The organism is Stenotrophomonas sp. SMYL8, from assembly GCF_036320065.1.
In the GTDB taxonomy this organism is placed as follows: domain Bacteria; phylum Pseudomonadota; class Gammaproteobacteria; order Xanthomonadales; family Xanthomonadaceae; genus Stenotrophomonas; species Stenotrophomonas maltophilia_A.
Genome location: NZ_JAWIRR010000001.1, coordinates 337,933 through 357,386, shown reverse-complemented (window position 1 = coordinate 357,386; position 19,454 = coordinate 337,933). Strand labels below are relative to the sequence as shown.

At 66.4% G+C, this 19,454-nt stretch carries 20 protein-coding genes; 9 read left to right on the top strand and 11 right to left on the bottom strand.

What is annotated here, in order from left to right; all coding sequences use genetic code 11:
• Window positions 1–3: 3 nt before the first annotated feature.
• Genes V3B25_RS01785 through ccmA form a run of 6 tightly spaced genes read right to left on the bottom strand, consistent with a single transcriptional unit; the run spans window position 4 to window position 4,702 of the window.
• Complete coding sequence (locus V3B25_RS01785) at window positions 4–1,923, bottom strand: heme lyase CcmF/NrfE family subunit (protein ID WP_329809903.1); 1,920 nt, start codon at window positions 1,921–1,923, stop codon at window positions 4–6.
• On the bottom strand, window positions 1,924–2,385 hold the full coding sequence (gene ccmE / locus V3B25_RS01780; protein ID WP_032129787.1) for a cytochrome c maturation protein CcmE: 462 nt from the start codon (window positions 2,383–2,385) through the stop codon (window positions 1,924–1,926).
• A complete protein-coding gene (locus V3B25_RS01775; RefSeq protein ID WP_032129786.1) occupies window positions 2,382–2,570 on the bottom strand; it encodes a heme exporter protein CcmD in 189 nt (62 codons plus the stop codon). Before V3B25_RS01775 ends, ccmE begins: the two co-directional genes overlap by 4 nt.
• Window positions 2,567–3,337, bottom strand: coding sequence for a heme ABC transporter permease CcmC (gene ccmC, locus V3B25_RS01770; RefSeq protein WP_329809901.1), 771 nt, complete (start codon window positions 3,335–3,337; stop codon window positions 2,567–2,569). The genes V3B25_RS01775 and ccmC overlap by 4 nt, the downstream gene beginning before the upstream one ends.
• Window positions 3,338–3,380: 43 nt before the next feature.
• Window positions 3,381–4,076, bottom strand: a complete 696-nt coding sequence (gene ccmB / locus V3B25_RS01765) for a heme exporter protein CcmB (RefSeq protein WP_032129785.1) — start codon at window positions 4,074–4,076, stop codon at window positions 3,381–3,383.
• Window positions 4,073–4,702 (bottom strand): heme ABC exporter ATP-binding protein CcmA, encoded by a 630-nt coding sequence (gene ccmA, locus V3B25_RS01760; protein WP_032129784.1) that lies wholly within the window; start codon window positions 4,700–4,702, stop codon window positions 4,073–4,075. The genes ccmB and ccmA overlap by 4 nt, the downstream gene beginning before the upstream one ends.
• A gap of 187 nt (window positions 4,703–4,889) precedes the next feature.
• Here ccmA and V3B25_RS01755 point away from each other — a divergent pair, with 187 nt between their 5' ends.
• The 3 genes from V3B25_RS01755 (at window position 4,890) to V3B25_RS01745 (ending at window position 7,397) form a co-directional block, all read left to right on the top strand.
• The gene (locus V3B25_RS01755) at window positions 4,890–6,038 is read left to right on the top strand and encodes a pyridoxal phosphate-dependent aminotransferase (protein ID WP_049423978.1); all 1,149 of its coding nucleotides are present in this window, start codon (window positions 4,890–4,892) and stop codon (window positions 6,036–6,038) included.
• Between the two features lie 14 nt (window positions 6,039–6,052).
• Entirely contained in the window at window positions 6,053–6,859 is an 807-nt protein-coding gene (locus V3B25_RS01750; protein ID WP_329809900.1) for an amidohydrolase, read from the top strand.
• A 103-nt stretch (window positions 6,860–6,962) separates the two neighbouring features.
• A complete protein-coding gene (locus V3B25_RS01745) occupies window positions 6,963–7,397 on the top strand; it encodes a hypothetical protein (RefSeq protein WP_329809899.1) in 435 nt (144 codons plus the stop codon).
• Here the strand turns inward: V3B25_RS01745 and V3B25_RS01740 are convergent.
• Window positions 7,384–7,677, bottom strand: coding sequence for a hypothetical protein (locus V3B25_RS01740; protein ID WP_032129780.1), 294 nt, complete (start codon window positions 7,675–7,677; stop codon window positions 7,384–7,386). The two genes, V3B25_RS01745 and V3B25_RS01740, sit on opposite strands and share 14 nt — an antisense overlap.
• 354 nt (window positions 7,678–8,031) lie before the next feature.
• Here V3B25_RS01740 and V3B25_RS01735 point away from each other — a divergent pair, with 354 nt between their 5' ends.
• Complete coding sequence (locus tag V3B25_RS01735) at window positions 8,032–8,439, top strand: hypothetical protein (protein ID WP_010486702.1); 408 nt, start codon at window positions 8,032–8,034, stop codon at window positions 8,437–8,439.
• A gap of 84 nt (window positions 8,440–8,523) precedes the next feature.
• Here the strand turns inward: V3B25_RS01735 and V3B25_RS01730 are convergent, their stop codons facing one another.
• Window positions 8,524–9,672 carry an MFS transporter gene (locus V3B25_RS01730; RefSeq protein ID WP_329809898.1) on the bottom strand — a complete coding sequence of 383 codons (1,149 nt, stop codon included), beginning with the start codon at window positions 9,670–9,672 and terminating at the stop codon, window positions 8,524–8,526.
• A gap of 90 nt (window positions 9,673–9,762) precedes the next feature.
• On the opposite strand from V3B25_RS01730, the gene V3B25_RS01725 reads away from it, so the two are divergent.
• Window positions 9,763–10,551 (top strand): helix-turn-helix transcriptional regulator, encoded by a 789-nt coding sequence (locus V3B25_RS01725; RefSeq protein WP_049401109.1) that lies wholly within the window; start codon window positions 9,763–9,765, stop codon window positions 10,549–10,551.
• A 105-nt stretch (window positions 10,552–10,656) separates the two neighbouring features.
• On the opposite strand, the gene V3B25_RS01720 is transcribed toward V3B25_RS01725, so the two are convergent.
• Genes V3B25_RS01720 through V3B25_RS01710 form a run of 3 tightly spaced genes read right to left on the bottom strand, consistent with a single transcriptional unit; the run spans window position 10,657 to window position 14,093 of the window.
• A complete protein-coding gene (locus V3B25_RS01720; RefSeq protein ID WP_049401107.1) occupies window positions 10,657–12,306 on the bottom strand; it encodes a pseudouridine synthase in 1,650 nt (549 codons plus the stop codon).
• Window positions 12,299–13,174: an SMC-Scp complex subunit ScpB gene (gene scpB / locus V3B25_RS01715; protein ID WP_049423988.1), complete on the bottom strand. Its 876-nt coding sequence runs from the start codon at window positions 13,172–13,174 to the stop codon at window positions 12,299–12,301. Before scpB ends, V3B25_RS01720 begins: the two co-directional genes overlap by 8 nt.
• A 13-nt stretch (window positions 13,175–13,187) precedes the next feature.
• Complete coding sequence (locus V3B25_RS01710; RefSeq protein WP_006456456.1) at window positions 13,188–14,093, bottom strand: ScpA family protein; 906 nt, start codon at window positions 14,091–14,093, stop codon at window positions 13,188–13,190.
• A 375-nt stretch (window positions 14,094–14,468) separates the two neighbouring features.
• On the opposite strand from V3B25_RS01710, the gene V3B25_RS01705 reads away from it, so the two are divergent.
• The 4 genes from V3B25_RS01705 (at window position 14,469) to V3B25_RS01690 (ending at window position 19,385) form a co-directional block, all read left to right on the top strand.
• On the top strand, window positions 14,469–14,768 hold the full coding sequence (locus V3B25_RS01705) for a YciI family protein (protein ID WP_329809924.1): 300 nt from the start codon (window positions 14,469–14,471) through the stop codon (window positions 14,766–14,768).
• 20 nt (window positions 14,769–14,788) lie between these two features.
• Window positions 14,789–15,040, top strand: coding sequence for a BolA family protein (locus V3B25_RS01700; RefSeq protein WP_032129775.1), 252 nt, complete (start codon window positions 14,789–14,791; stop codon window positions 15,038–15,040).
• A gap of 149 nt (window positions 15,041–15,189) precedes the next feature.
• Window positions 15,190–16,227: a LacI family DNA-binding transcriptional regulator gene (locus V3B25_RS01695; protein WP_032129774.1), complete on the top strand. Its 1,038-nt coding sequence runs from the start codon at window positions 15,190–15,192 to the stop codon at window positions 16,225–16,227.
• 77 nt (window positions 16,228–16,304) lie between these two features.
• Complete coding sequence (locus tag V3B25_RS01690) at window positions 16,305–19,385, top strand: TonB-dependent receptor (RefSeq protein ID WP_049423992.1); 3,081 nt, start codon at window positions 16,305–16,307, stop codon at window positions 19,383–19,385.
• The last annotated feature ends 69 nt before the right edge of the window (window positions 19,386–19,454 follow it).

Genomic DNA, 19,454 nt, shown 5'->3' with positions numbered 1-19,454 from the left:
CTCCTACGGACGACGGAAGCGGCGGTCGGCGGCGGTGATGAATCCGCCCAGGGCCATCAGCAGCGCGCCCAGCCAGATCCAGCGCACGAACGGCTTGATGTGCACCCGGACCGCCCATGCATTGTTGCCCAGCGGCTCGCCCAATGCCACGTAGACATCACCATCGAAGCGTGCATCGATGCCGGCCTCGGTCATCACCTGGCCGCCGCTGGCGTACTGGCGCTTCTCCGGATGCAGCAGGGCCAGCTCGCGGCCGTCGCGGAACACGCGCAGGTGGCCGCGGTCGGCGATGAAGTTCGGTCCTTCGCGATGGTCCACGCCCTCGAAGCGTACTTCGTGGCGGCCGACCACCACCTGCTGGCCCGGTGCCAGCGCCACTTCACGCTGTACATTGAGGGCTTCCACCAGCAGCGCACCGGCCAGGAACACGGCGATGCCGGCATGGGCGACGATCATGCCGAGCATTTCGGCGGTGAAGCGGCCATTGCCGCGCAGTCGCTGCCAGACGAAACGTGCGGTACCGAAGCCGACCCAGACCGCGGCAGCGACACCGAGACCGGCCTTCCAGCCGTTCTGCGGCGCCTGCCACCAGGCCAGCGCACCCAGCAGCACCGCCAGCCCCAGCCAGGGTGCCAGCAGCGCGAACGAGCGCGAGGGCTGGTCGCGTTGCCACTTCACCAGCGGGCCGAACGGCAGCAGCAGGATCATCGGTGCCATCAGCAGCAGGAACAGGCTGCCGAAGTAGGGCGGGCCGACCGAGATCTTGCCCAGCGACAGTGCATCGGCCAGCAACGGATACAGTGTGCCGAGCAGCACCATCGCGCAGGCGGTGGCCAGCAGCAGGTTGTTGGCCAGCAGCAGGGTCTCGCGCGAGGTGGCGGTGAAGCCACGGCGCGGATCGTCGGCGTCCACGCTGAGCTGGCTGGCGCGCAGTGCGTACAGCAGCAGGCTGCCGCCGACCAGCACCGACAGGAACACCAGGATGAACAGGCCGCGCGACGGATCTGCAGCGAACGAATGCACGCTGGTCAGCACACCGGAGCGCACCAGGAAGGTGCCGAGCAGCGACAGCGCGAAGGCCGCGATCGCCAGCAGAAGGGTCCAGCTGCCGAAAGTGCCGCGCTTCTCAGTGACCGCCTGCGAATGGATCAGTGCCGCACCGACCAGCCACGGCATGAAGCTGGCATTTTCCACCGGGTCCCAGAACCACCAGCCGCCCCAGCCCAGCTCGTAATACGCCCACCAGCTGCCCAGCGCGATGCCCAGGGTCAGGAAGCCCCAGGCGACGTTGGTCCACGGCCGCGTCCAGCGCAGCCAGCGCGCGTCGACGCGGCCTTCCAGCAGTGCCGCCACCGCGAACGCGAACGGCACAGCAAAGCCCACGTAACCGATGTACAGCATCGGCGGATGGATGATCAGGCCCGGGTCCTGCAGCAGCGGGTTGAGATCACGGCCTTCCAGCGGGGCCGGATTCAGGCGCAGGAACGGGTTGGAGGTGAAGATCAGGAAGGCGAGGAATCCGACGCTGACGATGCCCATCACCGCCAGTACACGCGCCTGCACCGGTGCCGGCAGGTGCCGCGAGAACAGCGCCACCGCGCCGGTCCACAGCGCCAGCACCAGCGCCCACATCAGCAGTGATCCCTCGTGCGCACCCCACACCGCCGAGTAGCGGTAGATCATCGGCAGCAGCGAATTGGAGTTCTCGGCCACGTAGCGCACCGAGAAGTCCTGCTGCACGAACGCAGCGGTGAGCACCGCGAAGGCGCCGGCGAGCAGCAGCAGCTGTGCGAAGGCGGCTGGCCGTGCCACCGCCATCCATGCCGTGTTGCCGCGATGCGCGCCGACCAGCGGCAGGCCGGCCTGCAGCAGCGAGGCGAGCAACGCGCACAACAACAGGATCTGACCCAGTTCGGGCAGCACTCAGCGCACCTCGGGTGCCGTCACCGGCACGTCATGCTTGCGATGGGCGTCGCCCATCTTGTCGGCCACTTCCTTGGGCACGTACTTCTCATCGTGCTTGGCCAGCACCTCGTCGGCGACGAACACATCGTCCTGCAGGCGGCCACTGGCGACCACTGCGGTGCCTTCGGCGAACATGTCCGGCAGGATCCGCGACGTGGTCACCGCCAGCTGGGCATCGCCGTCGGTCACTTCAAAACGTGCTTCCAGCGAACCCACCGGGCGGTTGAAGGAGCCCTTCACCACCATGCCGCCCAGGCGGAACCGCGACTGCGCATCGACATCGCCGCGCAGCACTTCCGAAGGCGTGTACAGGTAGGCGATGTTGCGTTCCAGCGCCATCGCCACCAGCGCGGTGGCCAGCCCGGAGGCGAGCAGGGCCAGTAGTACCCAGACCAGGCGGCGACGTTGTACCGGCGTCATCGTTCCAGCTCCGTCGACAGCGGCGCCGCAGCGTCCTGTTTGACGGCGCGGGTCTGCTGCCGCTGCTGGCGTGCCAGCGCCAACCGGCGTGCCACGCGCAGGCGCAGCCACGAACCGATGGCATCGGCGCCGAGTACCAGCACGAACACGGCGTAGGCGCCGATCACATAGGGCAGGTGGGTCATGATTGGGCCTCCCCGGCCGCACGTGCGGCATCGACGCGACCAGCGACCCAGGCCTTGCCGGCCTCGCGGTCGAGATTGTCGGCGCGGGCCTTGGCCAGCACCGAACCAGCGAACCAGAACTTGGTGCCGATCACCATCCACCACAGTGGCGCGATCATCGCGCTGCTGATCGCCGATTCACCGAACACGTTGATCGACTGGCGTTGGTGCAGGCCACCCCACCAGTCCACCGAATAGCGGATCACCGGCAGCAGGCTGACGCCGACGATGGCCAGCAGGCCGGCTGCGCGTGCGGCGCTGCGGCGGTCCTCGATGGCGTGATACAGGCCGATCACGCCCAGGTACAGGAACAGCAGCACCAGCTCGCTGGTCATGCGCGGGTCCCAGTCCCACCAGGTGCCCCAGGTGCCCTTGCCCCAGATGCTGCCGGTCAACAGGGTGATCAGGGTGAAGCCTGCGCCCATCGGCGCGCAGGCCATGGCCAGGATCTCGCAGACCTTGACCCGCCAGATCAGGGCGATGGCGGCATACAGCGCCATCAGCGCGAATACGAACAGGCTCATCCAGGCACTGGGCACGTGGATGTAGAGGATGCGGAAGCTGTCCAGCTGCTTGGCTTCCGGCGGCACCACCAGCAGCGCCTGCCACATGCCGACCAGCAGCACCGGCACCGCCGCGAGGTAGAACACCCGCGACCAGCGGGCAGCGAATCGGTCGAACGTGGGGGGCGAACCGAGTTGGTGGAACCAGCGGACAATCGGATTCATGCGTGGCGGCTATCCAGCAGGGGTGGATTGGCTCTCAGCTCGGTCAACTCAGAGAAATACGTATTGCAGCGGCGGTGGCCAACGGCGCCAGCACCAGCGCGACCAGCAGGCCGGCGCCCAGCATCAGCAGCGCACCGACCGGATCCTGTCCGCGCCCCGCCGCTGCCAGGCTGCCTGCACCGAACACCAGCACCGGCACGTACAGCGGCAACGACAGCAACGCCACGAGAATACCAGAGCGCCGGATGCCTACGGTCAGCGCGGCGACCACGCCACCGATCAGGCTCAGCAACGGCGTTCCCAGCAGCAACGATGCCAGCAACATCGGCAGCTGGTCATGCGGCAGATGCAGCATTTCCGCCAGCAACGGGCTGACCACGATCAGCGGCAGCGCAGTGGTGGCCCAGTGCAGCAGCACGCGCACCAGCACCAGCCAGGCCAGCGGCACCGGCGCCAGCAGCCATTGCTCCAGCGAGCCGTCTTCGGCATCGGAGCGGAACAGCGAATCCAGCGACAGCTGGCCGGCAAGCAGTACCGCCAGCCACAGCACCGCGCCGGCGGTGGCGGCCAGCAGTTGCGGTTCGCGGCCCTGGGCGAGCGCGAACAGCACCACCACCAGTACCGCGAACAGCAGCGGCTGCAACGCATCGCCGCGGCGGCGCCAGAGCAGGCGCAGGTCGCGCTTGAGCAGGGCCGCTGCGGTCTGCCACAGGCCCGGTTCGGTGCCTGGCGCGATCATGCGGTACCGCCGAGGTCGAGCTGGCGGGTACGCACCGGTGGTGCGGCATAGGCGCCGTGGGTGGTGACCAGCGCCGCGCCGCCGGCACGCAGATGCGCGGAAATCATCCGGTTAACCAGGGTGATGCCCTCCAGGTCGAGGTTGGCATAGGGTTCGTCGAGCAGCCACAGCGGCGCCGGTGACAGCCAGATGCGTGCCAGTGCCAGCCGCCGCTTCTGTCCGGCGGACAGATGCCGAACGAGAGTGTCCTCATAACCGGCCAGGCCGACAATGGCCAGCGCGTTGCCCGGCATCTGCCGTGCGCGACGGCCGTGCAGGCCGCACAGGAAATGCAGGTTCTCCAGCGTGTCCAGATCGGGCTTCAATGCGGGCAGGTGGCTGAGGTAGGCGACGTAACGCGCGCGCTCGGCATTGCCGGCCGGCCTGCCATCGATCTGCACCTGCCCGGCACCAGGCCGGGCCAGGCCCGCCAGCACGCGCAGCAGGGTGGTCTTGCCGGCGCCATTGCCGCCCTGAACCAGCAGGGCTTCGCCGGCGTCCACATGGAAGTCCAGCGGGCCGAACACCGGCTCGTCATTGCGGGAAAAGCTCAGGCCGCTGGCGGCCAGCAATGCAGGGGTGTTCAAGGGGCAAAGGTCTTCATGCCGGAGTGCGGCGGCAATTGTAGCGGTGAATTCACAGGGTAGTACCGGCCGCTGGCCGGCAGGTGCGACCCAGCGTCGCAGATTGCCTGGGGTTGCCGGCCAGCGGCCGGCACTACCGAAGCAGGGATTGCGTAAACTCAGGGGTCTGTCTCCCCATATCCCCAGGCCGATGCAACCCACCACCAAGCTGCCCAAGGTCGGTACCACTATCTTCACCGTGATGTCCCAGCTCGCCGCCGAACACGGCGCAGTCAACCTCGGTCAGGGGTTCCCGGACTTTTCCGCACCGCAGCGCCTGATCGACGAGACTGCAAAGGCGATGGCCGCCGGGCTGAACCAGTACCCGCCGATGACCGGTGTGGCGCCGCTGCGTCAAGCCATCGCGCAGAAGGCGCTGGACTGCTACGGCGCGCAGGTCGACGCGGACAGCGAAATCACCGTCACCAGCGGCGGCACCGAGGCCATCTTCAACGCCATCCATGCCGTGGTGCGTGCGGGCGAGGAAGTGATCGTGCTCGACCCGGCGTATGACTGCTATGAACCGGCGATCGATCTGGCCGGCGCCAAGGCCGTGCACGTGTCGCTGGATCCGCAGACCTTCGCCGTCGACTGGGACCGCGTGCGTGCGGCGATCACCCCGCGTACCCGCATGCTGATCGTCAACACCCCGCACAACCCGTCCGGCGCGATGCTGTCGGCGCAGGACATGCAGGCACTGGCCGAGCTGCTGCGTGGCACGCAGATCTACCTGATCTCCGATGAGGTGTACGAACACATCATCTATGACGGCCGCCGCCATGAATCGGCGCTGCGCTACCCGGAACTGCGCGAACGCGCGTTCGTCATCTCCAGTTTCGGCAAGACCTACCACTGCACTGGCTGGAAGATCGGCTATGCGATCGCCCCGCCGGCGCTGACCGCCGAGTTCCGCAAGGTGCACCAGTACAACACCTTCACCAGCTTCGGCCCGGCGCAGTACGGCTTCGCCGCGATGATCCGTGACGAGCCCGAGCACCACCTGGAGCTGGGTGCGTTCTACCAGGCCAAGCGCGACCGCTTCCGCGAGCAGCTGGCCAGCACCCGGCTGAAGGCGCTGCCGGTGCCGGGCGGCTATTTCCAGCTGGTCGACTACTCGGCCATCAGCGACCTGCCGGACCATGAGTTCGTGAAGTGGCTGACCATCGAGAAGGGCGTCACCGCCATCCCGCTGTCGCCGTTCTACGAGAATCCGCCGGCCGGCCAGCGCCTGGTGCGCCTGTGCTTTGCCAAGAATGAAGCGACCATGGACGCGGCGATCGAACGCCTGCGCCTGCTCTGAGCGGAGGCGTGAACATGCAGGACCTGCGCATTTCCCTCGTCCAGGGCGACACCCGCTGGCATGACCCGGCGGGCAACCGTGAGTACTACGGCGCGCTGCTGGCACCGCTGGCCGGCACCACCGATCTGGTGATCCTGCCGGAGACCTTCACCAGTGGCTTCTCCAATGAAGCCATCGCCCAGGCCGAAGGCATGGACGGCCCGACCGTGGCCTGGGTGCGCGAACAGGCCAAGACGCTGGACGCGGCGGTGATCGGCAGCGTGCAGCTGCGTGATGGCGAAGGCGTCTACAACCGGCTGCTGTTCGCCACACCCGACGGCGAGCTGCAGTACTACGACAAGCGCCACCTGTTCCGCTATGGCGGCGAGCACGAGCGCTATGCGGCCGGCCGCGAGCGCCTGAGCGTGGAATGGAAGGGCTGGCGGATCAATCCGCAGGTCTGCTACGACCTGCGTTTCCCGGTGTTCTGCCGCAACCGCTTCAACGTTGAACGTCCGCAGCAGATGGATTTCGATCTGCAGATCTTCGTCGCCAACTGGCCGTCGGCACGCGCCTATGCGTGGAAGACACTGCTGCGTGCACGTGCGATCGAGAACCTGTGCTTCGTTGCTGCGGTGAACCGTGTCGGCGTCGATGGCAACCAGCTGCATTACGCGGGTGACAGCGCGGTGCTGGATTTCCTCGGCCAGCCGCAGGTGGAGATCCGCGAGCGCGAGCAAGTGGTCACCACCACCATCTCGGCCGAGGCGCTGGCTGCACACCGCGCACGATTCCCGGCGATGCTCGATGCTGATGCCTTCCACCTGGACGAGCAGGCCTGAGCGACGGCCTGAACGCCGCCGCACCAGCGCGCGCGCCTGCATTCAACGTGCACGCGCGCGCTGCTAGATTCGCCGCCAGTCCGACCGAACTGGAAGTCCTGCCATGAACACGTCCTTCGCCCTGCTGCTGGGCCTGTCCGCCGCATCGCTGGCCCCGGCCGCGCACGCCGCCGGCAACCTCGACTGCGAGCTGCGCTACAACCTGTCCGGCTGGTCGCTGATCTACAAGACCGCCTCCGGCAATGGCACGGTCACCTGCAGCAACGGCGCCAGCATGCCGGTGCGCATCCAGATGAAGGGCGGCGGCCTGACCGTGGGCAAGTCGAAGATCACCAACGGGCGTGGCAGCTTCACCGGCGCGGTCAGCGTCAACGAACTACTGGGTACTTACGCCTCGGTGGGTGCGCACGCCGGTGCGGTGAAGTCCAGCAACGCGCAGGTGATGACCAAGGGCGACATCTCGCTGGCCCTGTCCGGTACCGGCAAGGGCTGGGACCTGGGCGTGGACGGCACCGCGTTCACCCTCAGCCGGCGCTGAGGCGCGACGGCTCGGCAGATCCCCAGCTGATGCGGATGTAGTGCTGTTCGGAATCGCTCAACAACCGTTCGACACCGAAACCATTCTTGAGCAGTTGTGCGGTCACGTCTTCGACGAGCTGCTCGCTGGCCATCACCTGGCTGAAGCCGAACACGAGATAGCGGCGGCCATTCTCCGAGCCGATCTGGATCGAGTTGTCGAGGTCGCGGTAGAACTGTTCGATCGGGCGCTTGGCGGCATCGGCGTTGGCGCGTGCCTGTTCGGCGGTAATGGTGATCATGGGCATCTGCCTGGTGTGGGAGAGCGCGCACGATAGCCAGCGTCCTGATGTGAATTCCGGGCGTGGCGCACAATGCCTCGTGTTTGCAGCAATTCCTAACATGCGGTGTGAGCGTCGATCCGCGCCGGAAAAGTGCCGCGCCGCGGTGAGCATCCTGCATCGACATGAAGTCATCGGGCAGGGATAGGGGCCAACCGCAGTGGAGGCGGTGCAACGCACCGCCCAGAGCGGGTCCTGCAGCTATCCGACGCTGTGGGCGCGCAGTGCATTTACGTTTCCTTGACCCTGCAGTAACCCCACAATGCCTAACAGGGACGTCCCAGCGATTCTGCTGGGATCATTGGAGACGCTGGAATGGAGTTCAGAACGTCCGTGCTGCTCGTGGCCCTCATCGCCACGCCCGCCATCGCCCACGCCGAGGTCTGCCTGTCTGACAGCGGACTCGTTGTGCCGTGTCCCAGCCTGTTGCCGCATCCGGTGACGGCCAGATTCGAGATCGGCACCCTGCCGCGTGTGGCTGGCTCGCCGTCGGAAATCTACATCACAGGCGGCGGCCAGGTGGATGGAACGAGTAATTTCTCGGTCTATGCCAATGGTCAGTTCCTGTGCCGTACCAATGACAATTACGACGGTGGCAACACCACGCCCATCCGCCATTGCACCGCGACCATCGCAACACCCGGGACCTATGTGATCTCGGCGTCGCGCAACAGTCCTGGCAACTTCCTCGCGCCGATGGACGAAGTGATCAACGTGCAGTAACCCGCTGTTCGCTGATCCAGGCCCCGGGGCAGGGACCTCGGGGCCCCTGCTGCCCGCGTGGCAGCAGGAGCGAGTCCTTCATCGTTACGATCGGCAGCCAGGCCTTCCGCCGTCGACTGACCGATCCCGCTGCAGCCACAAGGCCAGCAGGCCACACACGATGAGGGTCGGTGCCAGCAGCTGCACTGCACCGACCAACGCCATTGCCGCGCCGATCAACAGGTAGTAAAGCAGGCCGAACAGCGCGCCTGCGCTGCCGAGACAGTGTGGATAGCCGCGCAGGGCCTGGCCGAGCACATTGGGAATGGCAAGACCGAAGCCCGTCACCACCGGCACCATCGCCGCGACCAGGGCAGGGTGATCATGCAGCAGCGCGGCCAGCAGGCCTCCCGTCAGAACCAGGCCTGCGGCGATGCGGATGCGCGTGGTTGCGGCAACGCCTGCACGCAGCAGGCGGCCATTGCCCCACGCGCCCAGTGCCGAGCCCAATGCCAGCACCGCGCCGCTGGCGCCGAACCAGGTGGCTGGCCAGTGCAGGCGTGCAAACACGAAGGGGCCGAGTGCATACCAGCTGTACATCGCCACGTTGAAGGCCATCACCAGCAACGCGTGTGACCAGATCCAGCGATCGCGCAGCAGTTCCCGCAGCAGCGGCAGCATGGGCGTGTGCGGGATATGTGCAGGGCGGCTTTCGCGCAGGCCTGCCAGGCATGCGACTGCCAGCAGGACAGCTATCAGCAGCAGGCCGGACTGTACGCCGACATAGCCATTGGCGGCGACCAGCAGCGTGCCCAGTGCAAGACCGATGGCCGGGCTCAGGGCCAGGGCCATGCCGATCCAGGAGAATGCCTGGGCCAACGCTGGCCCCTGCAGATGGTCGCGCAGCACGGTCTGGGTCACCACCGAAGCGGCGGCGGCGCCGACTGCGGCCAATGCCTGGGCCAGCAGCACCTGGCCGAAGCTGCCAGCCACCAGCCCGCCCAATGCGCCCGCTGCGAAAACGCCGAGGCCACAGAGAAGGGCAGGGCGACGACCGATACGATCGGCCAGGCGCCCCCACAGCAGCACGCCTGCAGCGAAGCCGAACAGGTACAGGCTCATGGCCTGGCTGGCGGCACTCGGCGGCAGGGCGAAGCGTTCGGCCAGATCGGCCAGGGCCGGGCTGTACAGGGTCTGTGCCAACTGCGGAAACATCAGCAGTGCAATGGTGAGCAGCAACAGGCGGCGCGACATGCGGGCGCTCCAGGAACAGGGCCGCGCATTGTGGTCGCGTCCGCAATGGCGCACTCTGTATATCCTGTCATCGAATACATGAAATAAGACATGGCTTGGTTGCAGCCGGATGCACACTTCGACGCCGATGCCTGGGGCGCTCCGGTGCTGGGTATCGCGGCCTCATTGGCGGATCACGACTCGGGTTGGCACCAGCATGCGCGCGCGCAGCTGCTGTACACCCGGCAGGGCTGTACGCGCCTGACCTATGGAGATCGCGTCAGCCTGCTGCCGCCCGCGCGCGCAGCGTGGATTCCGGGTGGGCTGCGCCATCGCGCGCAGATGCGCCAGGCGGTCGACTACCGTTCGTTGTACTTCGACGCCACCCTGTCAGCCCAGCTGCCCCGCCAGCCGGCCATCATCGGCGTAGGTCCGCTGCTGCAGGCCTTGCTGGAGCCGATCGCGCAGGCACCGTTCGACCATGACTGGCAGTCGCCGCGCGCACACCATCAACTGGCGTTGTGCGTGCTGGAAATCGTCGCTGCACCGGTGGCGCCGATGGACCTGCCTCTGCCGCGTGATCCGCGGATCGCACGTTGTCTGCCGCTGGCCGAACAGTTGCCGCCCGAACTGGGCGAATTGGCCGCGCGTGCGGACCTGAGCGTGCGTACCGTTGGCCGGCTAATGCAGCGTGATACCGGCATGAGCTACCAGGCCTGGCGCCAGCAATGGCGCCTGATGCGGGCCATGGAGCTGCTGCTGCTCGGCCATCGCGTCGCGCATGTGGCGCAGGACACCGGCTTCTCCGCCGAGAGCCCGTTCATCGCCTTCTTCCGCAGCATGACCGGCACCACACCCGCCGCGTTCCAGCGCCACGCAAAAGGGGACGGAGGGGATTAAGTCGCTTTCGCCCCTTTGAGGCAAAAACGACTTAATCCCCTCCGTCCCCTTTTAAAGAAAAACCCCGGCCGGAGCTGGGGTTTTTCATTTCAGTCGGATCGCTGATCAGCCGCCGCGCGGGCCGCTGCGGCGCGGGCCGCCCGGACCGCGGTTGCCGCCGGGGCCGCCCGGGCCTCGGTTGCCACCCGGACCACCGGGACCACGGTTACCGCCCGGGCCACGGTTGTTGCCACCGCCCGGACCGCGACCGCCCGGACGGGCGCCCTGTGCCGGCTTCGGGCTGCCATACGGGTTGAAGCCCGGCGTGGCGTGGTCGGACGGGAAGCTCGGGGCGTTGCCAGGATGACCGTACGGGTGCTTGTTGCCCTGGCCCTGCGAGCGGTTGCCCGCACCGGCCGGACGACCCTGGCCGCCTGCGCCGCCTCGGCCTTCACCACCAAAACCGCCACGGCCCTGGCCGCCACCGGCGCCTGCGCCCGGGCCCTTCGGCTTGCCGTACGGACGGCCCTGGCCGCCTGCACCCGGACCACGGGCACCGGGGCCGCGTGCGCCCGGACCGGCGTTGCGATGGCCGCTCGGGCCGGTGCTCACGCCATCCGGCACGTACCAGGTGCGGAACGCGGCCGGGTTGCCTTCCGGCAGCGAACGATCGTTCTTCTGGGCACGCTGCTTGAACGGCTTCTGCGACTGCTTGGCCGCCGCTTCGCCGCTGACCGTCAGGCCGCCCTTGAAGCCGCCGCCCTTGCCGCCGCGACCACGGCCGCGGTCTTCGCGGACGTTGTCGAAGCGACGCAGCTCGCGGCCTTCGTCAGCGGTGTTGTGACCGTTGACGTAGGCGTTGCCGCGGCCACCTTCGCGCACGCGCACGGTGGTCTTGGCGGCACGGCGCTGGCCGATCACCGGCTGCAGGGTCAGTGCCGACGGTGCGCCTTCTTCCAGCTTCAGCTGCGCACGCAGGGCTTCCACCTGCGCGGTGCCCAGTTCCACTGAATGGCCACGGGCCAGTTCGCGCGGCAGGCTCACCTTGCCGTAGCGGGTGCGCTTCAGGCGGCTGACCTGGCAGCCCTGCGACTCCCACAGGCGACGCACTTCGCGGTTGCGGCCTTCCTTCACCACGACGCGGAACCAGTCGTGCGAGTCGGTGCCGCCGATACGTTCGATCTCGTCGAACTTGGCAGGGCCATCTTCCAGTGCCACGCCACGGGTGAGGCGGTCGACGATGGCGTCGGAGACCTTTTCCTCGCCTTCCGGCGCGCGCACGCGCACCACGTATTCGCGCTCGACCTCGAACGACGGGTGCATCATGGCGTTGGCCAGTTCACCGTCGGTGGTGGCCAGCAGCAGGCCGGTGGTGTTGATGTCGAGGCGGCCGATCGCGATCCAGCGCGCGCCCTTCAGCGGCGGCAGCGACTCGAACACGGTCGGGCGGCCTTCCGGATCATCGCGGGTGGTCACTTCGCCTTCCGGCTTGTTGTAGACCAGCACGCGCGACGGCTCGGCCAGGGCGGTGGCGACGAAGCCACGGCCATCCAGTTCGATCTTGTCGCCGCTCTTGACCGACATGCCGGTCTGCGCGACTTCACCGTTGACCTTGACCAGGCCTTCGGCAATGCGCTGTTCCAGCGCGCGGCGCGAGCCAAGGCCGGCCTGGGCCAGCACCTTGTGCAGGCGTTCTTCCAACTTGAACTGTTCGGAGGTGGCTTCGCGCTTCAGCGAGAGCTTGTTCAACGACAGCTTGCGAGGGGTGTCACTCATCAGTTTTGCTCCGGCCGACGGTTTCGAGGTCGGCCTCTGGTTCGGAATCGGCTTGGTCAACAGCCACGGTCGTCATCGCGACGGCGTTGTCTTCGCGTTCGTTCACTGGCACCGCGCGCTCGCCCGGCGCGGAATCGGGGTGCCCATCATCGAGGGGCGAAGGTGCTTGCTCATCGGAAGCCGGCGCAGGGGCTGCGTCGGCGGAATCGGGGGTGTCACTGCCGGCCAGGCCGGCATCATCGTTCGCGGCAGCGCTTTCGTCGCCGGCCGAGAGGTCAGGACCGTCGGCGCTTGCCGCTGCCGGTGCATCGCGGTCCAGGGACAGCTGGGGTTCCAGCTCGCCCAGGTCCTTCAGTTCCGACAGTGGCGGCAGCTCATCCAATCGCTTCAGGCCGAAATAATCCAGAAAGCCCTTGGTGGTGCCGAACAGCGCCGGCTTGCCGGGTACGTCTCGGTGGCCGACCACGCGGATCCACTCGCGTTCTTCCAGCGCCTGGATGATGTTGCTGCTGACCGCCACGCCGCGCACCTGCTCGATCTCGCCGCGGGTGATCGGCTGCCGGTAGGCGATCAGCGCCAGGGTTTCCAGGGTGGCGCGGGTGTAACGGGTCTTGCGTTCGGTCCACAGCCGGCTGATCCAGCCATGCACTTCGCCGGTGACCTGGTAGCGGAAGCCGGAGGCGACCTCGACCAGTTCCACGCCGCGGCCTTCGCAGGCTTCGCGCAGGCGTTCCAGTGCGCGTTCGATGCTGCCCGGCGGTGCCGGTTCCTCTTCCGGGAACAGGTCCTTCAGCTGGGCCAGGGTGAGCGGCTGGCTGGAGGCCAGCAGCGCACCTTCGACAATGCGGTTGATCAGCAATTGATCCATCGGCAGTCAGCGCTCACTCGTCTGCATTGGCGGCGTCGTTGTCGTCGAACTCGCTGCTGAACTGCAGCGGGGCGTTGGTGTTGCCGGCGGCCAGCGATTTCACGTAGATCGGCGCCAGCGGTTCTTCCTGGACGATGTCCAGCAGCTGTTCCTTGGCCAGTTCCAGCACCGCCAGGAACGTGACCAGCACGCCCAGCTTGCCTTCTTCGGCCGTGAACAAGCCTTCAAAACGATAGAACTTGCCATCTTCCAGGCGTCCCAGCACTTCGCCCATGCGTTGCCGCACGCTCAGTGCCTCACGCTTGATGGCGTGACCGCTGAACAGCTCGGCGCGCTTGAGCACGTCGTGCAGGGCCAGCAGCATCTCCTTCAGGTCCACCGGCGGCGGCAGTTTCACCGTGGCGCGTTCGGGCATGAAGGCATGGGCCAGGCTGGTGTCGCGGTCCTGGCGGGGCAGGGCGTCGATGTCCTCGGCGGCCTGCTTGAAGCGTTCGTATTCCTGCAGCCGGCGCACCAGTTCGGCGCGCGGGTCGGCTTCATCGCCTTCCTCGCTGACCGGGCGCGGCAGCAGCATGCGCGACTTCACCTCGGCCAGGATCGCGGCCATCACCAGGTACTCGGCGGCCAGCTCGAAGCGCAGCTCGCGCATCACGGTGATGTATTCCACGTACTGCCGGGTGATCTCGGCGACGGGAATGTCCAGGACATCCAGGTTCTGGCGGCGGATCAGGTACAGCAGCAGGTCCAGCGGGCCTTCGAAGGCATCCAGGATGACTTCCAGCGCGTCCGGCGGAATGTACAGGTCCTGCGGAATCTGCAGGACCGGTTGCCCATGCACCACGGCCAGCGGCATTTCCTGCTGCTGGGGGGCGGGCGGCCGGGTTGGCGGGTTCGCGTCGAGCGCGAGTTCGGAAGTCATCTAATGGACATCAGGATTGCAACGGACCAGTCGCGGCACCGGGTTCGCCGGGCCAACGCCACGGAGCCCCAAGGCACCAGACACGCCGGGATCGGCGCGATTCCACACATATCAAACAGCAGGACGCGCCGCAGGAAACGGCAGCGACGGAACTACGGGGAGGTCGTCTACGTGGCCCGGCCAGGTGGTCCGGTTTGAAGCAGCGGGACGGTCGTCGGGGGCTGCGTTGGCCGCAAAAACCGACGGGCTGCTGCATCCAGCCACGTGCAATGGAGTCTAGGGTAAGCCTTTGTTGCGCCAGTGTCCAGCCGGGCCGGGGCAGGGGCCGCATTGGCTAGAATCTGCGGACCCGACAACGCAAGCGAGGAAATGCCGGTGTGGTATGTGATCGAAGGGTATGACGGCCAGGATGTGCTGGCGCAGCGGCTGCAGGCGCGGCCGGAACACCTGGCGCGGTTGTACGCGCTGCGCGACGAGGGACGCCTGCTGCTGGCCGGCCCCTGCCCGGCGGTGGACAGTGAAGACCCCGGCCCGGCCGGTTTCAGCGGCTCGGTGGTGATCGCGCAGTTCGAGTCGCTGCTGCAGGCCCAGGCCTGGGCCGACGCCGACCCGTACGTGGCCGCCGGCGTCTACACCCGCGTGCAGGTGCGACCGTTCCGGAAGGTGTTGCCGTGAACGCGGAACGGATCTCGCGAATGCGTGATGCGCTGCAGCATGCGCTGGCGCCGAGCGTGCTCGAGATCGAGGACGACAGCCATCGCCACGCCGGCCATGCCGGTGCGCGCGATGGCCGCGGCCATTTCAACGTACATGTGGTCAGTGAACGCTTCGCCGGCCTGGGCCCGCTGGCCCGGCATCGCGCGGTGTACGCCGCGCTGGGGACGATGATGGAGACCGATATCCACGCGTTGTCCATCCGCGCGCAGACCCCGTCAGAACAGGGCTGAGCCCTTGTCCCACGCTGTCCTGGCGGGTCCCTGCGGGGGCTCGCTGCAGACAGATTTCCATGTCCATTTCGGGACATTCGCCTAACGGACTGTTTACAAGCCCAGATGGAAACGCTTACATTCCGCGCCAATGCTGGTAGGTCCAAGCCGTGGAGGGCGGCTTCGTGAACAAGGCAGCTATCACAATCAAAGACGTCGCTCGCGAAGCCCGGGTCTCCGTGGCCACGGTTTCCCGCGCGCTCAACGGGCATGAAAATGTCGCCGAACCGGTCCGCCAGCTTGTGCTGGAGGTGGCCGCACGGCTGCGTTACACCCCGCACGCCGCCGCCCGCAGCCTGAGCAGCCGCCGCACCAATACGGTGGGCGTGGTACTGCCTGACCTGTACGGCGAATTCTTCTCCGAACTGATGCGTGGCATCGACAATGTCGCCCGTAGCCGTCGCCAGCACCTGCTGGTGTCCAGCTACCACGGTGACCAGGAGCAGCAGGGCGCGGCCCTGCGCGCCATGCGCGGCCGCGTCGACGGCCTGCTGGTGCTCTCGCCCTATGCCGAGAGCCCCGGTTTCCTGACCGACAACCTGCCGCAGTCGTTGCCGACGGTGTTGATCAACACCTATCTGCCCGGGCAGGACCACCCGGTGCTGAGCATCGACGACCATGCCGGTGCGATGGCGATGACCCGCCATCTGCTCGACGCGGGCCACCGTCGCATCGCTTTCATTTCTGGCCCGGATCTCAACTTCGACGCGCGCGAGCGCCTGCGCGGCTTCCGTGACGCGCTGGCGGCTTTTGGCGGTGGCGCCGAGGGCATCGAGCTGCCCGGTGATTTCGACGAAGCTTCCGGCCATCGCGCCGGTCAGGAGTTGCTGGCAGCCGGAGCGCTGCCTGATGCCGTGTTCGCCGCCAACGACATGATGGCCCTGGGATGCCTGTACGCGTTCACGCAGGCCGGTGTCCGTGTTCCGACCGATGTCGCCCTGGCGGGTTTCGATGACATTCCACTGGCGCGTTTCGTCCACCCGTCGCTGACCACCATGCAGGTCAGCATCGCCGAGCTCGGCGACCGGGCCATGACGCGCCTGCTGCAGTTGATGGACGGCACCTCCACGGACGGGACAGGGGACAAGCAGACCCTGGTTCCCCGCTTGATAGTTCGCGATTCCACCACTCCGCCATCGGGCCATTGAAGCCAGAGGCGTTCCTTCTTTTTTTGATTGATCGCAGGGACCGCACAAGCGGTTACCGCCACCCGGAGATTGAGTTGATGATGCACACCACCTTCCGCACGCCGGCACGCCGGCTGCTGAGCACCGCACTGGTCAGCTGCCTGATGCTGGCCGCCGCTCCGAACGTCATGGCGCAGTCGGCCAATGCCAGCCTGCGCGGCCAGGTATCCGGCGCCCAGGCCGGCGCCGAAGTGACCGCCACCAACGTCGCCACCGGCACCGTCCGTCGCGGTACCGTGCGTGCCGACGGCAGCTACTCGCTGATGGGTCTGGACCCGGGCACCTATGACGTGGTCGCCAACGGCCAGTCGCAGAAGGTCACCGTCACCGTGGCCTCGACCGCTACGCTGAACTTTGCCGGCGCCGCCAGCAGCACCCCGGGTTCGACCGCGGCCACCAACCTGGACACCGTCAACGTCGTCGCGCCGACCCTGCTGCAGGAAGTGCGCACGTCCGAAGTCGGCAAGACCGTCAGCCTGCAGCAGATCCAGACCACCCCGCAGGTCTCGCGCAACTTCCTGGAGTTCGCCGACGCGGTGCCGGGCATGATCTTCACCCGCGATGCCAAGGGCAACACCTCGCTGCGCGGTGGTGCCACCAACGCTGACGGCACCAACGTCTACATCGACGGTGTGGGCCAGAAGAGCTACGTGAAGGGCGGCGGCATCTCCGGCCAGTCCGGCAGCGCCGGCAACCCGTTCCCGCAGCTGGCCATTGGCGAGTACAAGGTCATCAGCGGCAACTACAAGGCCGAGTACGGCCAGGTCTCCAGCGCCGCGATCACCGCCGCGACCAAGTCCGGTACCAACGAGTTCAAGGGTGAGACCTTCTACCGTTATACCAACGAAAGCATGCGTGCGATGACCCCGGCCGAACGCCAGCCGGGCAAGCGCAAGGAAGACTCGGCCGAGAAGGAATACGGCTTTGCGCTGGGTGGCCCGATCATCAAGGACAAGGCCCACTTCTTCGTCACCTATGAAGCCAAGCGCTTCGATCTGCCGGTGACCATCGCGCCGGACGGTGCGGTGACTGCGTCGGCCGCCAATCTGCCCGCTGACGGTGCCGCCGGCCTGGGCCCGGCCAGCCAGCCATTCCAGCAGGACCTGATCTTCGCCAAGATCGATTTCGAGCCGACCGATAACGATCGTATCGAGCTGACCTTCCAGGACCGTGACGAAACCCAGGAGCAGTTCAGCGGCCAGACCGCCAAGGTGCACGGCAAGGTGGTGGACAACACCGACCGTCGCTATGCCCTGCGTTGGAACCACAGCGGCGAGCGCTTCTACAACGAGTTGATGGTCACCCATGAAGAGGCGTTCAACAATCCGCTGCCGTTGAACTACGGCAACGGCATCATCTACACCGCGCCTGACTTTGGTGACAAGAACCGGAACACCCCGCAGGAAAAGACCCTCGTCCAGATCGGCGCAGCCGATGCGTTCGCCTCGCAGGTAAAAGGCCAGAAGGGTTGGGCGATCGAAGACAACCTGACTCTGGATGGCCTGCAGTGGGCGGGCGATCACACCATCAAGATGGGTGCCAAGTACAAGCAGATCGATCTGTACGCCTCCGACGCGGCGCAGATCAATCCGCAGTTCTTCTACACCATCGACAATCCTGCCTTCTCGTCCGGTACCCCTTACAAGGCGCAGTTCACCAAGGCCAGCACCGGTGTCACCGGCGTGCAGTCTGAAGTGCGCGCCAAGGTCAAGCAGATCGGCTTGTTCATCCAGGACGACTGGCAGGTCAATGACCACCTGCAGCTGAACATCGGCCTGCGCTGGGATTACGAAAAGAACCCGGTCTATACCGATTTCGTGACCCCGCCGGAAGTTGTGAACGCATTGTTCTCGCAGGACAGGCATGCACCTCCGGGTCAGACCTATGCGCAGACGCTGGCGCTCAGTGGTTTGAACGTCAACGACTACATCAGCACCGGTCACAATCGCAAGAATTTCAAGGATGCATGGCAGCCGCGCCTGGGCTTCTCGTATGACGTCAACGCCGACGAGCAGCACGTGTTCCATGGTGGCGCCGGCCGGTCCTATGATCGCGATCTGTTCGACAATCTCGCGCTGGAGACCACCAAGCTGGCACTGCCGCAGCCGACCGTGTTCTTCCGCAACCCGACCACCGGCAGCTGCATGTACGGGCAGACCCCGTGCTTTGACTGGAACCCGAACCTGCTGAACGGCATCGAGAACGTGCAGGCACTGCTGGGCGCCACCAGCAATGACGGCATGGAAGTCGACCTGCTGAACAACAACATGAAGGTGCCGTACGCCGACCAGTTCAGCCTCGGTATGAGCAATCAGTTCGGCGAGTGGCTGACCGACGCGACGATTTCGCGCACGCTGACCTACGATGGCTTCGCCTACACGCTGGGCAATCGCTTCAACAACGGCAATTTCTTCGACAACCAGATGCTGTGCGGTGCTGAAGAACCGACCTATGGTCAGCCGTGGGGCTGCAACATTCCGGGCTTCGGCAGCCTGATCATCGGTCAGCAGGGCATCAAGACCCGCTCCACCCAGATCCTGCTGTCGGCGCAGAAGCCGTACAGCAAGGAAAGCGGCTGGGGCACCTCGATCGCCTATACCTGGACCAATGCCCGCCACAACCGCAACATCAACGAGCACTATTCGTTCGATCGCGGCACCATCGGTGAGTACCCGACCATCAAGTCCAACGGCGCGCCGCGCCACCGCCTGGTGGTCACCGGTTCATACGATGGCTTCTGGGGCATCACCTTCGGCGGCAAGCTGACCCTGGCCACGCCGACCCCGGGCAACGACTGGTCCTGCATCGCCCAGGCCGGCAATTCCAATTGCCTGCCGACCCCGGCTGCCGGCACGCCGTCGGGCAATGGTCACTTCCTGCTTGGCGGCAAGATCTTCGGCTACCGCTCGCTCGACCTGCAGGCGACCAAGACCTTCAAGCTGGCCGGCGATACCGAGCTGTACGCGCGTATCGACATCATCAACGTACTCAACTTCGACAACTTCTCGAACCTGAACTACGTGAAGAGCGATGGCAAGCTGCTGGTTAGCTACAACGAGACCGGCGACATCATCGGTACGCCGCGCCAGGTCAAGGCGGAGGTCGGCTTCCGCTTCTAAGCGGAACCGCTCGATGCAGTACCCCGATGCCGCCGTTCCGCCGGCGGCATCGGCTGCGTGAAAACGGCA

Excerpts from the sequence above, each read along its gene's own strand:
- ccmE (WP_032129787.1), bottom strand. The coding sequence starts at position 2,385 with ATGACGCCGGTACAACGTCGCCGCCTGGTCTGGGTACTACTGGCCCTG.
- V3B25_RS01775 (WP_032129786.1), bottom strand. The coding sequence starts at position 2,570 with ATGACCCACCTGCCCTATGTGATCGGCGCCTACGCCGTGTTCGTGCTG.
- ccmC (WP_329809901.1), bottom strand. The coding sequence starts at position 3,337 with ATGAATCCGATTGTCCGCTGGTTCCACCAACTCGGTTCGCCCCCCACG.
- ccmB (WP_032129785.1), bottom strand. The coding sequence starts at position 4,076 with ATGATCGCGCCAGGCACCGAACCGGGCCTGTGGCAGACCGCAGCGGCC.
- V3B25_RS01755 (WP_049423978.1), top strand. The coding sequence starts at position 4,890 with ATGCAACCCACCACCAAGCTGCCCAAGGTCGGTACCACTATCTTCACC.
- V3B25_RS01750 (WP_329809900.1), top strand. The coding sequence starts at position 6,053 with ATGCAGGACCTGCGCATTTCCCTCGTCCAGGGCGACACCCGCTGGCAT.
- V3B25_RS01745 (WP_329809899.1), top strand. The coding sequence starts at position 6,963 with ATGAACACGTCCTTCGCCCTGCTGCTGGGCCTGTCCGCCGCATCGCTG.
- V3B25_RS01740 (WP_032129780.1), bottom strand. The coding sequence starts at position 7,677 with ATGATCACCATTACCGCCGAACAGGCACGCGCCAACGCCGATGCCGCC.
- V3B25_RS01735 (WP_010486702.1), top strand. The coding sequence starts at position 8,032 with ATGGAGTTCAGAACGTCCGTGCTGCTCGTGGCCCTCATCGCCACGCCC.
- V3B25_RS01730 (WP_329809898.1), bottom strand. The coding sequence starts at position 9,672 with ATGTCGCGCCGCCTGTTGCTGCTCACCATTGCACTGCTGATGTTTCCG.
- V3B25_RS01725 (WP_049401109.1), top strand. The coding sequence starts at position 9,763 with ATGGCTTGGTTGCAGCCGGATGCACACTTCGACGCCGATGCCTGGGGC.
- V3B25_RS01720 (WP_049401107.1), bottom strand. The coding sequence starts at position 12,306 with ATGAGTGACACCCCTCGCAAGCTGTCGTTGAACAAGCTCTCGCTGAAG.
- scpB (WP_049423988.1), bottom strand. The coding sequence starts at position 13,174 with ATGGATCAATTGCTGATCAACCGCATTGTCGAAGGTGCGCTGCTGGCC.
- V3B25_RS01710 (WP_006456456.1), bottom strand. The coding sequence starts at position 14,093 with ATGACTTCCGAACTCGCGCTCGACGCGAACCCGCCAACCCGGCCGCCC.
- V3B25_RS01700 (WP_032129775.1), top strand. The coding sequence starts at position 14,789 with ATGCGTGATGCGCTGCAGCATGCGCTGGCGCCGAGCGTGCTCGAGATC.
- V3B25_RS01690 (WP_049423992.1), top strand. The coding sequence starts at position 16,305 with ATGATGCACACCACCTTCCGCACGCCGGCACGCCGGCTGCTGAGCACC.